Genomic DNA, 14,239 nt, shown 5'->3' with positions numbered 1-14,239 from the left:
AGACGCAGTATTGCGTCTATTCATTATATGATATATATTACTTTATCAGAACGTTGGATCAAACAGTATTAGTACTTATACTTTTGAAATTTTTTGAAGAAAAAGCCAAAGCTGATGCCGGCTTCAAATGTGGTGAATTGGTTGCGGCTGTCTGCCATTGGATGAATATTAACCAATCCGTATTGACCATAGGCCTTAGTATAGAATCCGGATTTGAATTCATAACCTAAAATCAGTGCTGCATCGATATTAAGCGGTGCAACATCTTTGTAATTGCCTTTGCCTATCGCAATCGGATCGTTATTATCACGCGTCCTTTCATTACCATTCAATGCATTTTTATAGATCTGGTGTATACGGCCGCCTACATTGTAAGAAAACGATGGTCCGACACCGACAAAGAAATGGTTTTGATCATATTCCGGATCGCCGCTTTTATACACAAAAAGCACGGGAACCTGTACTTGGTTAATTACATATTTCCTAAAATCACTTTCATAAGTAGGGGCACCGCTTCCGGTAGCTGATTGCTTGTAATAACTGCTTTCTGAACCTTGCAAACCACGGTATAAGACACCAGGCTGGATATGAAAACGGCTATCACTACCCAAGGGAATGTTTACATTTACCCCGGCTTTGTAGCCGACTTGCCCGGTCGCATTGCGATTGGCGCCATTAATATATTGCGACATAGAACCGTATGCGGCTCCTGCTTCTACCCCAATACTTACTTGCGCAAAGGACATAGCGCTTGCTGCCAAGCCGATTATGGTAGTAAAGAGTTTCTTCATAATATACATTATTTATCTCCAACAAAGATAATAGAGAAGTTCTTATTTCAAAATAGAAATATGGAAATTAAATAGAAAGCATCCGGAGGATACTTATTTGTCCAGTTTGGAGTAGGTAGAATTATTACTTACATATTCCGGAACGATTTCTTTCATCTTGATTACGGTATCAAGTACGATATGGTTTTGCGCCAATCTGAGCAGTTCCGCAATTTCGGTTTGTACCCATACAAAATCATATTCCCGCACCCTGGCGATTAATATTTTTTCATGATAGGTCGGCAAGGTATTTTCCGAGTTATTCAGCAATTCTTCGTACAATTTCTCTCCCGGGCGTAAACCAGAGTACACGATCTTGATATCCACATCCGGTACTTTTCCCGAAAGCCGTATCATTTTATAAGCAAGATCAACAATCTTCACCGGCAAGCCCATGTCAAACACAAAGATTTCTCCGCCCTTACCCATGGCTCCTGCTTCCAGAACCAGCTGACAGGCCTCGGGAATGGTCATGAAATAACGGGTAATTTCGGGATGGGTCACCGTAATCGGGCCCCCTTCTTCTAATTGCTTCTGGAATCTTGGAATAACCGAACCATTAGAACCCAGTACATTTCCAAAACGGGTTGTAATAAACCTTGTCTGAGGAATGATGCCAGGACCGTTGTTTTGACGGGCGAGCGATAAATGTTTATGGTAAGATTGTGTGTATATTTCCGCAATACGCTTGGATGCCCCCATCACATTGGTGGGATTAACAGCCTTGTCGGTCGAGACCATCACAAATTTCTCTACGCCATACGCGACAGACAGCTCTGCAAGAATCTTGGTACCCATTACATTATTCACAATAGCTGCAGAAGGGTGTTCTTCCATTAAGGGAACATGCTTATAGGCTGCCGCATGGTAGACGATATCGGGTTCATAGATCTCAAATATTTGCTCCATTCTAACGCGATCCTTAATATCGCCGATAAAGCTTTTGATTGGTGCACTTTCATTGAAGGTGAGCATGAGCTCATGCAGGGGTGTTTCCGCCACATCACACATAATGACGACTGCAGGATTATACTTGATCAGTTGGCGCACCAACTCACTACCAATAGAACCTGCTGCACCCGTTACTAATATTTTTTTGCCCTTAATTTCCCGGATCACGCTTTCATTTCTCAAAGAAATCACTTCTCTATCGAGTAATTGCTCAATATTAATATTCTTCAGCTGCGTATCATCCAGCTCATTATTGGTCCATTTTTCGCTAGGAGGTACTTGTTGTATCTTAATATCCAGCTCCAGGCAAGTATCTACTAAAAATATAAGTTTCTCCTTATTGATAAAGGGTTCTGCAATGATCAGCAGTTCGGTACCCTCTTTTTTGAGTTTTTGTAAATTCTGACGGGTAACGCTGTACACGGGTACATTTTCTATCTTCTTGCCAATCAGCCGCGGATTATCATCTAAAAAGGAAACGATTTTAATAATGGAACGCTCGTTATTGGTAAACATCCTTTTGGCCAACATTCCTTCATAATTTGCATTATAAATTACAGCCTTCAGCGTTTTCTTTCTTAGCGAAAACATATTCTCGTATATTGTTTTAATCACAATACGATACGCAATTAAGGAAAAATTGGTACACAGAAAATAAATCGCAATAACAGAAAGTGGAAACAGCAGTATGTGCGGAGAGCGCGGGAGGTTATAATTGATGATCAGGAACAGGATACTGGCACTCAAGTTCAGCAGCAATACGCGTTTTGCATCTTCCAGCGTAGTGTACCGAACAACGCCTTTGTAATTTTTAAATAAGAGTAAAAGAACGATATTAACACCCGCTACAATACCAAAGGAAAGATATAAATCGACAATGTCAACCAAGCGCACTAAATTAAAATTCAGGCGAATGACGTAGGCGATAAGAATAGAAAGCAATACACAGGCCAGATCGATCAAAAAGATGATCCATCTGGGTGCAATTCCCAGTTTTTTAAACATAAATTCTTTAGTTATGTTAAATTCTTACAAAACTACGTTAAAAGGCTTGTATTATTGTAGTGTTATTTAGTTTTTACGATGTTAATTAATCAGTCACTCCTAATTAAGTCTCTATATTGACTATGAAGATTTTAGTTGTATGCCTGGGTAATATCTGCCGGTCTCCTATTGCGGAAGGCCTTATGCGCCAGATGGCTATTGAGCACCAGCTGGATTGGACGGTCGATTCTGCCGGCACCAATGGCTATCATACCGGTGAGCCACCACACCGCGATTCACAAAGTATCTGCAGGCAAAACGGTATTGATATCAGTAAACAAAGGTCAAGACGGTTTACCGCCCGTGATTTTGATGATTATGATCATATCCTCGTTATGGCGGAAGATGTATACCAGGAGGTAAAACGTATAGCCCGAAAACCGGCAGATATGGATAAGGTTTCTTATTTTCTCGAACCTTTGTATCCTAATCAGCAAGCTGCCGTGCCTGATCCCTGGTATGGACCGGCATCAGGATATAAGCCCGTATTTGACCTTATTCAAAAAGCCGGCATCCTGCTTGTATCTCAATTAATACAAACCTCAGGAAATATAAGCAACAGAACAAATTCTATAAAAAAATAATTTCAAATATTTGGTTAACTTCTTTACTTTATTATTTTTGCATACAATTCATTCACATTAAAATCAAAAGAACGGTGTCGTACGAAAACAACAAAAATTTCGATGAGAAGCGTAACACGGAGGTAGCTTTCAGTAAAAAGATTAAAGCCGGAAAAAGAAGAACTTATTTCTTCGATGTACGTGAAACCAGAGGTAGTGATTATTTTATTACAATCACAGAAAGCAAAAAAAGATTTAATGACGATGGTTATGATCGCCACAAAATGTTTTTGTACAAAGAAGATTTTAATAAATTTCTGGCCGCTTTGACGGAAACAATCGATTTCGTTAAAACCGATTTAATGCCTGATTTTGATTTTGATGCCTTTAACCATGATGATACGGAACAACAATATGTTACAGAACCATATGTTGCGGAAAATCAGGAAACAGTAGCAGTAGCGGTAGCAGCTCCTGTTTATAGTGAAAGCGAAAACGAAATAAATGCTGAATTGAAAGATACGACAGTAGATGAGTGGAAAATGTAAGCTCATTTTTACCTAAAATATAAAAAGCCCGGCTGCAATGTGCAGCCGGGCTTTTTATGCAAGGGATATACGCAAGCAATCCATAATTTATATAAATTTGAACCGTATAATCAATCCAAGTTATGGCAGATCAGGAGAAATTAAGAATAGATAAATATTTATGGAGCATCCGCGTCTTTAAGACGAGGAGTCTTGCTACAGAAGCCTGTGACTCGGGAAGGGTAAAAATGAATGAGCAATCCCTCAAAGCGTCAAAAAGTGTGAATATCGGAGAGACATATGAGATCAAAACCAGCGACAGGAAATGGATCATTAAGGTAACCGGCTTACTCCTGCAACGAAAAGCATTTAGCGAAGCCGTTCAGTTTTATGAAGACCTCACTCCGGAAGAAGACAAAACGAATACGAAAAGTGAGTCTTCCAGTTTCTATACCGGTAAACGCCTGAGTAAAGTAGGCCGACCCACCAAAAAGCAACGTCGTGGCTGGGACGACATTATGGATGAACCTTGAAAAAAGACAAACCAATTAATTTAAAATACTGTCTATATTACTCGGTATTAAATTATGAAATATCAAGTCATTTTTTTATATTGCATTCATATTCAAATTTTTAAAATGAAAAAATTTACATATCTGGCTTTTGCAAGTTTATGCCTTGCTACATATACCCCTTCCTTTGCCCGTACGCAATTGTGGGGGAGCTTTTTGGGAAAGGCAGCGCCTACCGCTAATCCAAAGCCATTCTTACCTATAGACTACAAAGTAGTGACCTTGGACCAATCGGGCATCAAGGCATTGTTGGCTACTGCAGGCACAGATGAATCTGCAAGTATTAAAGTCTCTATACCTACACCGGACGGAACGTTCAGAACATTCAGTGTCTGGAACACACCGGTATTAGATACCGATTTACAAAACCGATATCCCGAGATACAAACCTATTCGGGTGTTGCTACAAATGATGCAACGGTAACCGTCAAAATGTCGGCTACTCCAATGGGATTCTTTGCACAGGTATTTTCTTATAATAAGATGGAAACTTTTGCAATTGAGCCTTATGGATTTGATGCAAATGGCTACTATACGGTAGCTTATACCAAAGATTTACAGGCTTTACCAAATCATAATTCTTCTTGCAATCCGGAGAAAATACAACAATTAGTAACCGGAGAAAAAACGGCTATTGCACCTCCTGAAACAGGCAAAACAGCTGCAAGAACAAATGGTAATGTACGCCATACTTACAGACTAGCGATGGCCTGTACCGGTGAATATTCTCAATTGGTTACCGGCTCAACGGTACCAACGGTATCACAAGTACTCAGCATCATCACAGCAACAATTAATAATGCCAATGCGGTATGGGAGAGAGAAGTAAGCATTTCGCTTAAATTGATCAGTAACACCACAAGTGTGATCTACCTGGATGGCAATGCCGATCCTTATACCGATAATGACAACCCGACGGCACTTGGTGAAAACCAAACCAATGTGAACAATGTAATAGGTGCTGCCAATTATGATATCGGGCACATCTTCAACACCGCAGGTGGTGGCCTTGCCGCCTTATCTTCTACTTGTAGTGCCGGCTCTAAGGCAAGCGGCGTGAGCGGCTCCAGCGGTCCTTCTGACATCGGAACGGTAATTCATGAAGTAGGACACCAATTAGGAGCAGGACATACATTTACCTCGAAAGCTGGTGGATGTGATGGTAATGGCATGGCAGAATCATCTTACGAACCAGGCAGCGGTACCTCAATCATGTCTTATAATGGGGCTTGTGCTGCAGATAATACACCTTCTGTAGTCACCGACTATTATAATCAATTTAACCTGGGGCAAATGCGCACCTTTATTACCACTACCGGAAGTTCTTGTGGTACAACTGCTGTTGGACAAGCTCCCGTAACAATGGCAAATCTGGATGTACGCTACATTATCCCGGCCAATACACCATTCGAGTTGATTGCTCCGGAAGCATTTAAAACGGTAAATAGCAATAGCACGACAACATATTGCTGGGAACAATCGGACAAAGGCCCTATTGATATGGTAGAAGCCAATGGTGCAACGGTTACTGTAGGACCAATATTCAGCAGTCTGGATCCCGATACCAGCAGAATCCGCGTATTCCCTTCTTATCAATTATTGAGTACAGGTCTATATACTTCATCAGGAGCGAGATTGCCTAATGTAACCAGAAACATGACCTTCAAAGTAACCGCAAGAAGTATTGCTACCGACGGTTGGGGTACGCATAATACCATCGACAGCGTTCTGAAAATAAAATCAGTAAGAGGTAGTATGGGTGATTTCAGGGTATTAACACCTAGCAGTAATGTAACATGGACTCCTGGTCAAAAATACACTGTAACCTGGAATAAAGCCAATACACTTACTGCAACGGATAGCATTATGACCGGTTTTGTAAATATCTATTTGTCTAAAGATGGCGGTTTAACTTTCCCTATCATTTTAGCGACAAACGTAGAAAATGACGGCAGCTTCGACATTACGGCTCCGGATTTGTATACCACTAAGGCACGAATCAAAATTAAAGCGGTAGGAAATGTGTTCTTTGATGTATCTCATACCGACTTCAAAATTAACGGTACACCGACTTCTGTTAAAAATACTGAATTGAACAATAGTATTTCCGTATTCCCTAATCCGGCTACGCAACACATCACGATTAAGAACGAGCAATACAATGGCGAAACTTTAGAGGTGCAAATGTTGAATGTACTGGGTCAGCGCGTTTGGTCGGGCAATATGAAAGCACAGTTAAATATCTCTGTTGATCAAATGGGCAGAGGTGCTTATTATATCCACATACAAAATTTAAAAGAAGGCAAATTTGGTGTAAAACAAATCGTATTACAATAAACTACTTCCTTTTTTGTTAAAAAATGCGGCCCGGTATATACGGAGCCGCATTTTTTCGTTTTAATATATATTTGGGATCAGCACACCGCTATTTTTTGTATTTTCGTGTTTAATTTTTTGCATATTACCAATATGAATATCAATCGCATTTTTTCTATATTGTTTATCTTCTGTCTCTGTGCCGGTACCGTACAGGCACAGCTTACCGATGTAAACACCGTTAGGAGTTATCAAATGTCTATGCCCAGGGTATCGGCCGCATTTTCAAAATATGATAATATTTTACGATCAGAATTTAAAAACAAAGGACTAAACTACCCGGCAAACAATATTTACATCAGATCTTTCAAAGCACAAAATGAACTGGAGGTTTGGGTAAAAAATAACAATGCCGATACTTTTTCTTTGTTTAAAAAATATAAAGTGTGCGCTTTGTCCGGAGTACTGGGGCCCAAACGCGCGGAAGGCGATCGTCAGGTTCCGGAAGGCCTCTATTTTTTAGCCGATTTTAATCCTAAAAGTGACTTTTACCTTTCTATGTTGGTGAATTATCCCAACTATTCTGATAAGATTTTGAGCCATCAGGAGAAGCCGGGCGGTGATATCTATATGCATGGCGGCTGTCTCACGGTAGGCTGTATTCCAATGACGGATGAAGGTATACAGGAAATATATACCTTATGTTTATCAACCAGACTGAACGGTCAAACCAATATCCCTTATCATATTTTCCCCACCCGCTTTGATAAAGCAGGACTAAACTTTTTGGGCAGGGAATACCGCCACGAAGTGGATAAGCAAAAATTTTGGGTAAACCTGAAATCTGCTTATGACTACTTTGAACGCAATAAAAACATACTTCCTGTTATGTATGACGAGCAAGGCCGTTATGTATTTTAAGCCCGGGCAATAAAGAATATATGGATATAGAGATCTGGTCGATAGGCAAGGAAAATGATGCCTTTATAGAAGCAGGTATTGCACACTATTTTAAGAAAACCACACCTTGGAATAAAGTAAAATTAGATACCTTTCAATTACCCAAAAAGCTGGTCAGTACGGATGTACAAAGAACCAAAAAACTGGAAGAAGAGCTGATTCTTAAAAAGCTGCAGGCAAACCATTACCTTGTTTTATTGGATGAAAGAGGGAAAATGCTGGATTCGCCACAATGGGCAACCCAATTCCAGTCCTGTATGAACCAGGGTACACGTACTTTAGTCATTCTTATCGGAGGTGCTTTCGGCGTAACCGACTGTATTAGGGATAAGGCTAATCAGGTATGGTCTCTTTCCAAACTGGTTTTCCCACACCAATTGGTTAGGCTAATGGTGGCAGAGCAGGTTTACAGAGCCTTCAGCATTTTGAATAATGCGCCTTATCATCATCAGTAATTAATTGCCTTTGAATGGGGCCAGGAGCATAAATTCAGGAATGACTACTTCAAACTTTTGCTGTGTATATAAGTTCATCATCTGGTAGGTACCATACATTTTACCCATATCACTGCGCAGATTAGCAGCAGAAACATATTGAAAACTTTCGTTGGGGTCTATGATGGGTGTCTGACCAACAACCCCCTCGCCCTCAACAACCCTTAAACCCAGCGTACTGTCTACAATATGCCAGTTGCGGCGAAGTAATTGTACCGGGACATCGGCATAGTTATCGATCGTGATGCGATAAGCAAACATATATTCTCCATTTATCGGATTACTTTGTTCGTCCTGATAAAAGGTTTCCACTGTAACACATATCCCTTCTGTAATTTTCTTAACCATATAACCGAGTTACTGCAAATCTAAATAAACATATTCTAAAAACGGGGCCTTCTGTGTAAAAAGAATTGTAAATTACAGATCAATAAAAATTATGGAAACAAAAGCATTTATCACCTGGAATGACTTCGAAAAAATAGACATCCGTTCAGGAACCATCATACATGCCGAAGTATTTAAAGAAGCGCGTATACCGGCGTATAAGATCACAATCGACTTTGGAGATTTAGGCCAGAGAAAAACGTCGGCACAAGTAACCGACCGCTATCAACCGGAAGACCTTATCGGAAAACAAGTGGTTGCCGTGGTCAATTTTCCACCAAAACAGATCGCCAATTTCATGAGTGAATGCCTCTTATTAGGTACCATCGGGGATCAGAAGGTGATTACGCTTTTATCGCCCGATCAGTCTGTTGACAATGGCTTGCCAATAGGATAATACATCACATTTTCACCCAATTTAATAATAGCTTCGGTGTATGAACTATAGCATTCGCCCTATAGCCGCAACAGATAATGTCGCCCTTTCGCGATTGATTAAAAGCATTTTTGAGGCTTTCGACCTTGCCCTGCCGGGAACAGTATATAGCGATCCTACCACAGACACGCTATTCGAGGTATTCCAGCAAGAAGGCGCGGCTTATTGGGTGGCAGCAGAAGAAGATACGATTTTGGGTGGTTGTGGCCTGTTCCCTACTCCGGGGCTACCGGAGGGCTATGCAGAACTTGTAAAATTTTATCTCTCCCCAGAAGCAAGGGGTAAAGGGATCGGTAGCCGGTTACTGGAACAGACGATCGATACGGCAAGAACAATAGGCTATACACATTTGTATCTAGAATCTTTTGATGCCTTTGAGATGGCAGTAAACCTATACCAACGGCATCATTTTAAGGCTTTAGATAAAGCGCTGGGCAATTCAGGACACTATGCCTGTACCATATGGATGCTAAAGGACTTATAAACGTCCTTACTCTTTTTATAATTATCGATTTTATACTGATGTCGCAATCCGTTTACCCTATTTATGATATTTGCAACCTCCATACGGATACCGTATTACAAGACCTGATCAGTATTGAACGTTTTGAAGGCTATTTATCGAAAAATCCACATTTACAGGGGGTGCATACGCATACCTTTTATCATGTGGTTTATTTTGAAAAGGGTTCGGGAAAGCATACGATTGATTTTAATACATTTCCGGTAGAAAAGGGTATGTTCTATGTCATGAAACCCGGACAGGTACATAGCTGGGATTTCGAATCGGCCGTCGATGGAGTGGTGATCAACTTTGCACCCTTATTTTTTGACAAACTGCTCCTGCACTCCAGTTTGCTGGAACAATTGCCCATCTTTTTGGGTGATACCGCACAACAGGTGCTGCACTGCACACCTACAGAACAAAAGCAATTCGAGGCTGCATTAACCATCATTTTAGCAGAAAAAGAAAAACAAGACGAGCTCAGCTACCTGACGATTGCGAATACGCTACTACAGCTCTTCCTCTTTGCAAGCCGAAGCCTGACGCAAAACAATAGCACTCCTCAAAAAGAGCACCCGCACTATGCGGGATTCAAACGTTTTGAACAACTCCTGGAGGTGCACTTCAAAACCTTAAAATTGCCGAAAGCTTATGCCGAACAATTATTTATAAGCCCGCAGCAACTAAATACCGTTTGTAAAAGCATTACAGGGCTATCTGCCGGTGCATTGATCAGAAACCGGATTCTCTTAGAAGCCAAAAGATTATTGGTCAATTTTGATATGCAGATCAATGAGATCGCCTTTGAGCTTGACTTCAGTGATGCTTCCAATTTCAATAAATTTTTCAAAAAACACACTGCTACAACACCCGAACAATTCCGGAATAAGTATCATACTTCTGCATAAAGCCTGTATCATCGAGAAATACCATAGAATGTGCTAATCGTACCACAAATGCTGCGCGGCGCAACCGAACTTTGTATCTACAAACAACGTTTTATGGAACCATCACAAAATATAGCTATCCCGGAACATAATAGTTCATTTCTGAGTGTGCTGCAATGTAAATGCCCCCATTGTGGTAAGGGCAAAATGTTTACACATACAAATCCATACAATTTAAAATACACCCTGGACATGCCGAAATACTGTAATGTATGTGGCGTAGATTTTGAGCCAGAACCGGGTTTCTATTTTGGTACCGGTTATGTAAGCTATGGTTTATCTATTGCCTTGACCTTCGCATCGATCATAGTAGCCTTTCTGTTTTTCGGGTTATCACTCAAAGACAATAGTTTGTATTACTGGATTGCGAGTAATGCCGCCTTACTGATTCTGATACAACCGGTCATGATGCGTTTATCAAGGTCTATATGGCTGTGGTTTTTTAAACATAAATTAATGGTACCTGCAAACAAAGAGCCGCTTGCTTAGGAAGCAGGCGCCATAAGATTGCTCATTGTGTATTCAGATCCGTTTCCTGCTGTTCCCATACTTCCTGTATGAGCTCGGGCTCGAAGCCTTTTTGTAATAAGTAATGATGTACTTTCTGCTTCCGTACCCATTCATTCTTTTCAGCAGCCAGAGCAGTAATCTTTTTTTCCATCAAGCCACTCAGCGTATCGAGGTACGCTGCTTCCTCAATTTGGGCGATGCCTTTTTTAATGCAGTATTCCGATACTTTTTTAAGCTTGAGTTGTTGTTTGATCCTCGTTTTACCCCATTTATTCATCCTGAATTTTCCACGGGCATAACTGGCCGCAAATCGCTCCTCGTTTAAATAGTCTTCTTCAATCAAAACACTCATAGCCTCTTCAAGCTCCTCTCCGTAACATTCGAGGCTAATGAGTTTATGACGCACTTCGCTGTGACAACGCTCCTGATAGGCACAATAATGTTTGATTGCCGCTATCGTTGATTCTAATACTGCCAAAAGAGTTTTTTGGCTCAAAAGTAACTCATTTTGGGCAGGCACACTTTTTCTTTGGAGGAATTTAAGAACAGTTTTAACCCTATCTTTGTATGTAGTTATGGAACCCTCTAATGTACGCCCGAATCAAAACCCGAATCCGAAAGAACGGGAGTTTGAAAATACGATCAGACCACAATCTATTGAAGACTTTTCGGGGCAACCGCAATTGATCGAGAACCTGCGCATCTTTATTAAAGCAGCAAATATGCGTGGTGAAGCATTAGACCATATCCTGTTTCACGGCCCTCCGGGCTTGGGAAAAACAACGCTGTCCCGTATTGTGGCGAATGAATTAGGTGCCAATATAAAAGAGACCAGTGGACCGGTGCTTGAGAAACCCGGCGATCTTGCCGGTATCCTCACCAATCTTGGGGAAAGAGATGTTTTGTTTATTGATGAGATCCATCGCCTGAGCGTTGTTGTAGAGGAATACCTCTATGCAGCCATGGAAGATTATAAAATCGATATTCTGATTGATAGCGGTCCTAATGCCCGAAGTATACAGATCGATTTATCTCCCTTTACCTTAGTGGGTGCCACCACCCGTTCGGGATTGCTGACCGCACCGCTCTTATCTCGTTTTGGAATCAAATCCCGTCTTGATTATTATCCCAAAGAGGTATTACAGAATATTGTGCTCCGCTCTGCCACTATGTTGAATGTAAAAGTAACTTCCGATGCTGCTTTCGAAATTGCAGGCAGAAGCCGCGGTACGCCGAGGATTGCCAACGGCCTTTTGCGCCGGATGCGGGACTTCGCACAAGTACTGGGTAACGGGATTATAGATCTGGGTGTAACAGAACATGGATTAATGGCCTTGCATGTGGATGCCAATGGCCTGGATGAAATGGATAACCGTATCCTGACCACTATTATAGACAAGTTTAAAGGCGGCCCGGTAGGGATTAGTAATATTGCTACTGCCGTAGGGGAAGAAAGCGGCACGATAGAAGAGGTGTATGAACCATTCCTCATACAGGAAGGCTATATCATCCGTACCCCAAGGGGCAGAGAGGTGACTGAAAAAGCTTACACCCATTTAGGCCGCGAGGGCTTTAATAAAGGGGGGGTAGGGCTCCTATTTTAATGTTTAGCATACTTCGGCTTCCAGAATTGCCACCAGTGCCGTTTTCTGAGCGGGCTGATTGATCCGTAAACATATATGCCTTCTATATTTTTAGAGCTCGGAATCTCGAAAGTACTTACTAGTGGTAAAACTCTGGGACTAAAATGAAACGTTCTCCCTCCATCAATACCTGATATTCTAAAAGAAATAACACCATTCGCAATCTGTTGTTGCAGAACAAATAATAAAAATTGTCCATTCTCATCCGATACTGTTTTATCATTTGCACCCACCATTGAAATGACACAGCCCGGGAGTGCGGCTCCCGATTCGTCTACCACTTTACCACTAATATAATGTTTACTGCAATCTGCAATGCCCTCTTCTTTCTGAACTAAAGGCAGATCTTCGGCTGTCTGTGGCACTATGGTTACGGCAGTATGGGTATGCTCTTGTGCGATCGCTGTTTGTCCTATGCCCGCAAGTATTAAGCCTGCTGCGTATTTAAAGGGCTTTAAATATCCAATCTTCTTCGGAGCCGGAATCAAATTACGATGTTGCTGCGACGCTTTTATTCGGCCACAAAGTTCGCCTTCATGATTGGCCAGGATCTCGATAATCTGCCGGTCATTCATTCCCGTAAAATCGATTACCGATTTTTGACAGGCCATACAATATTTACCTTTGTCTTCAGGAAGCATCGCTTCCCAATTTTCCGTACAAGGTTCGGGAATACTCATTTGGTATTCCCTTCTTAATTTGGTCATAAATTAACTAATATCGTTCCAGAAAGGCCTGTATTGGCGTGGTATAATTATTTTCTTCATGTGCGATCGTAATCGTCTTCCGGCAGGCCGTTTCACAGTCGTTGGTACAAACCCAGTCTCCATCGGCTTGTTCAGGGCCACAACCCGTGGTACAGCCGCCACAACTGGCCGATCCTTTTTTAAGGGAGCGGTCATTAAACTCAATTTTGCTGCCATTTAAAAAGACCTGAACAGCGATGGTGAAACTATAATCTTTATTAGACCCCACAAGCATATAGTACAGCTGCTTGCTTTTTGTATCTTCTTTCGCAATAATTTTATAATTCTCCAGCTTTACATCTATTTTGTTATGTTGCAGGACCATAGTCCAGTAATTTTTTATTTTTCCAATGTTACCCAGCACATATGTGTTACTTTTAAACTCTCCTACCGTCAGTGCGGTTTGTTCTTTACAACCGGTCATTAATAATATCAACCCGAGTAGCGCATTGTATGCAATTGTTTTGATCATCTTTTCCATAAGAAACTTATTTTACCTTGATGGTACCTAAATTAAGGATTCTTTTTCACAACAAGGGATTTCCCTCAAAAAATAAGGACGCGATTTTCGGCTTATTCCGCACGGCCTTTCTCCTTATCATAATGGACGTAATTTTTCCAAAGAAATTAAGAAGAAATATGTTTTTAATTTAAAAATACATTACCTTTGCCTGCCTTTAAAAAGGAAGCGGGTGTGGTGAAATTGGTAGACACGCTAGACTTAGGATCTAGTGCCGCGAGGCATGGGGGTTCGAGTCCCTCCACCCGCACAGCAAATGCTCCGCAACAGATGCGGAGCATTTTAATT

General features: G+C 41.2%; 17 protein-coding genes and 1 tRNA gene. 12 read left to right on the top strand and 6 right to left on the bottom strand.

Translation table 11 applies throughout. The features are described from left to right. Positions 1 to 68: 68 nt before the first annotated feature. Together DBR32_RS12690 and DBR32_RS12685 are read right to left on the bottom strand one after the other, a co-directional pair. On the bottom strand, positions 69 to 791 hold the full coding sequence (locus DBR32_RS12690) for an outer membrane beta-barrel protein (protein WP_158605988.1): 723 nt from the start codon (positions 789 to 791) through the stop codon (positions 69 to 71). A gap of 93 nt (positions 792 to 884) precedes the next feature. Next, a complete protein-coding gene (locus tag DBR32_RS12685; protein ID WP_124636705.1) occupies positions 885 to 2,786 on the bottom strand; it encodes a nucleoside-diphosphate sugar epimerase/dehydratase in 1,902 nt (633 codons plus the stop codon). Between the two features lie 122 nt (positions 2,787 to 2,908). On the opposite strand from DBR32_RS12685, the gene DBR32_RS12680 reads away from it, so the two are divergent. From DBR32_RS12680 to DBR32_RS12655, 6 genes are all read left to right on the top strand, one after another. Next, positions 2,909 to 3,409, top strand: a complete 501-nt coding sequence (locus DBR32_RS12680; RefSeq protein WP_124636704.1) for a low molecular weight protein-tyrosine-phosphatase — start codon at positions 2,909 to 2,911, stop codon at positions 3,407 to 3,409. Between the two features lie 74 nt (positions 3,410 to 3,483). Next, on the top strand, positions 3,484 to 3,936 hold the full coding sequence (locus DBR32_RS12675) for a DUF3276 family protein (RefSeq protein ID WP_124636703.1): 453 nt from the start codon (positions 3,484 to 3,486) through the stop codon (positions 3,934 to 3,936). A gap of 122 nt (positions 3,937 to 4,058) precedes the next feature. Beyond that, the gene (locus DBR32_RS12670; protein ID WP_124636702.1) at positions 4,059 to 4,448 is read left to right on the top strand and encodes an RNA-binding S4 domain-containing protein; all 390 of its coding nucleotides are present in this window, start codon (positions 4,059 to 4,061) and stop codon (positions 4,446 to 4,448) included. Between the two features lie 105 nt (positions 4,449 to 4,553). After that, on the top strand, positions 4,554 to 6,824 hold the full coding sequence (locus DBR32_RS12665; protein WP_158605987.1) for a reprolysin-like metallopeptidase: 2,271 nt from the start codon (positions 4,554 to 4,556) through the stop codon (positions 6,822 to 6,824). 132 nt (positions 6,825 to 6,956) lie between these two features. After that, positions 6,957 to 7,724: a murein L,D-transpeptidase family protein gene (locus tag DBR32_RS12660; protein WP_124636700.1), complete on the top strand. Its 768-nt coding sequence runs from the start codon at positions 6,957 to 6,959 to the stop codon at positions 7,722 to 7,724. A 20-nt stretch (positions 7,725 to 7,744) separates the two neighbouring features. Next, positions 7,745 to 8,218, top strand: coding sequence for a 23S rRNA (pseudouridine(1915)-N(3))-methyltransferase RlmH (locus DBR32_RS12655; RefSeq protein ID WP_124636699.1), 474 nt, complete (start codon positions 7,745 to 7,747; stop codon positions 8,216 to 8,218). Here the strand turns inward: DBR32_RS12655 and apaG are convergent, their stop codons facing one another. Next, the gene (gene apaG, locus DBR32_RS12650; protein WP_124636698.1) at positions 8,219 to 8,605 is read right to left on the bottom strand and encodes a Co2+/Mg2+ efflux protein ApaG; all 387 of its coding nucleotides are present in this window, start codon (positions 8,603 to 8,605) and stop codon (positions 8,219 to 8,221) included. Positions 8,606 to 8,696: 91 nt separating this feature from the next. Between apaG and DBR32_RS12645 the strand changes: the two genes are divergently transcribed. The 4 genes from DBR32_RS12645 to DBR32_RS12630 all read left to right on the top strand — a co-directional run bounded on the left by DBR32_RS12645 (position 8,697) and on the right by DBR32_RS12630 (position 11,021). After that, complete coding sequence (locus DBR32_RS12645; RefSeq protein ID WP_124636697.1) at positions 8,697 to 9,041, top strand: tRNA-binding protein; 345 nt, start codon at positions 8,697 to 8,699, stop codon at positions 9,039 to 9,041. Between the two features lie 40 nt (positions 9,042 to 9,081). Then, positions 9,082 to 9,564, top strand: coding sequence for a GNAT family N-acetyltransferase (locus DBR32_RS12640; protein ID WP_124636696.1), 483 nt, complete (start codon positions 9,082 to 9,084; stop codon positions 9,562 to 9,564). A gap of 38 nt (positions 9,565 to 9,602) precedes the next feature. Further along, a complete protein-coding gene (locus tag DBR32_RS12635) occupies positions 9,603 to 10,493 on the top strand; it encodes a helix-turn-helix transcriptional regulator (RefSeq protein ID WP_158605986.1) in 891 nt (296 codons plus the stop codon). 93 nt (positions 10,494 to 10,586) lie between these two features. Continuing rightward, positions 10,587 to 11,021: a DUF983 domain-containing protein gene (locus tag DBR32_RS12630; protein ID WP_124636694.1), complete on the top strand. Its 435-nt coding sequence runs from the start codon at positions 10,587 to 10,589 to the stop codon at positions 11,019 to 11,021. A gap of 22 nt (positions 11,022 to 11,043) precedes the next feature. On the opposite strand, the gene DBR32_RS12625 is transcribed toward DBR32_RS12630, so the two are convergent. After that, positions 11,044 to 11,520: a regulatory protein RecX gene (locus DBR32_RS12625; protein WP_199724481.1), complete on the bottom strand. Its 477-nt coding sequence runs from the start codon at positions 11,518 to 11,520 to the stop codon at positions 11,044 to 11,046. Positions 11,521 to 11,617: 97 nt separating this feature from the next. Here DBR32_RS12625 and ruvB point away from each other — a divergent pair, with 97 nt between their 5' ends. Next, positions 11,618 to 12,646, top strand: coding sequence for a Holliday junction branch migration DNA helicase RuvB (ruvB, locus tag DBR32_RS12620; protein WP_124636692.1), 1,029 nt, complete (start codon positions 11,618 to 11,620; stop codon positions 12,644 to 12,646). On the opposite strand, the gene DBR32_RS12615 is transcribed toward ruvB, so the two are convergent. Next, a complete protein-coding gene (locus DBR32_RS12615; RefSeq protein ID WP_124636691.1) occupies positions 12,643 to 13,392 on the bottom strand; it encodes a carboxypeptidase-like regulatory domain-containing protein in 750 nt (249 codons plus the stop codon). The two genes, ruvB and DBR32_RS12615, sit on opposite strands and share 4 nt — an antisense overlap. Before the next feature lie 7 nt (positions 13,393 to 13,399). Next, positions 13,400 to 13,912, bottom strand: a complete 513-nt coding sequence (locus DBR32_RS12610) for a hypothetical protein (RefSeq protein WP_124636690.1) — start codon at positions 13,910 to 13,912, stop codon at positions 13,400 to 13,402. Between the two features lie 207 nt (positions 13,913 to 14,119). Between DBR32_RS12610 and DBR32_RS12605 the strand changes: the two genes are divergently transcribed. Then, a tRNA-Leu gene (locus DBR32_RS12605) sits at positions 14,120 to 14,201 on the top strand. Positions 14,202 to 14,239: the final 38 nt, after the last annotated feature.

The sequence above is a fragment of the Taibaiella sp. KBW10 genome (assembly GCF_003852495.1).
GTDB lineage: Bacteria > Bacteroidota > Bacteroidia > Chitinophagales > Chitinophagaceae > Edaphocola.
The sequence above is the reverse complement of the archived record's forward strand: the minus strand, read 5'-3'. Positions and strand labels throughout refer to the sequence as shown.

Coding starts and splice junctions, on each gene's coding strand:
- DBR32_RS12685 (WP_124636705.1), bottom strand. CDS start 2,786: ATGTTTAAAAAACTGGGAATTGCACCCAGATGGATCATCTTTTTGATC.
- DBR32_RS12615 (WP_124636691.1), bottom strand. CDS start 13,392: ATGACCAAATTAAGAAGGGAATACCAAATGAGTATTCCCGAACCTTGT.
- DBR32_RS12645 (WP_124636697.1), top strand. CDS start 8,697: ATGGAAACAAAAGCATTTATCACCTGGAATGACTTCGAAAAAATAGAC.
- DBR32_RS12660 (WP_124636700.1), top strand. CDS start 6,957: ATGAATATCAATCGCATTTTTTCTATATTGTTTATCTTCTGTCTCTGT.
- DBR32_RS12630 (WP_124636694.1), top strand. CDS start 10,587: ATGGAACCATCACAAAATATAGCTATCCCGGAACATAATAGTTCATTT.
- DBR32_RS12680 (WP_124636704.1), top strand. CDS start 2,909: ATGAAGATTTTAGTTGTATGCCTGGGTAATATCTGCCGGTCTCCTATT.
- apaG (WP_124636698.1), bottom strand. CDS start 8,605: ATGGTTAAGAAAATTACAGAAGGGATATGTGTTACAGTGGAAACCTTT.
- DBR32_RS12610 (WP_124636690.1), bottom strand. CDS start 13,912: ATGGAAAAGATGATCAAAACAATTGCATACAATGCGCTACTCGGGTTG.
- DBR32_RS12690 (WP_158605988.1), bottom strand. CDS start 791: ATGAAGAAACTCTTTACTACCATAATCGGCTTGGCAGCAAGCGCTATG.
- DBR32_RS12635 (WP_158605986.1), top strand. CDS start 9,603: ATGTCGCAATCCGTTTACCCTATTTATGATATTTGCAACCTCCATACG.
- DBR32_RS12670 (WP_124636702.1), top strand. CDS start 4,059: ATGGCAGATCAGGAGAAATTAAGAATAGATAAATATTTATGGAGCATC.
- DBR32_RS12665 (WP_158605987.1), top strand. CDS start 4,554: ATGAAAAAATTTACATATCTGGCTTTTGCAAGTTTATGCCTTGCTACA.
- ruvB (WP_124636692.1), top strand. CDS start 11,618: ATGGAACCCTCTAATGTACGCCCGAATCAAAACCCGAATCCGAAAGAA.
- DBR32_RS12655 (WP_124636699.1), top strand. CDS start 7,745: ATGGATATAGAGATCTGGTCGATAGGCAAGGAAAATGATGCCTTTATA.
- DBR32_RS12640 (WP_124636696.1), top strand. CDS start 9,082: ATGAACTATAGCATTCGCCCTATAGCCGCAACAGATAATGTCGCCCTT.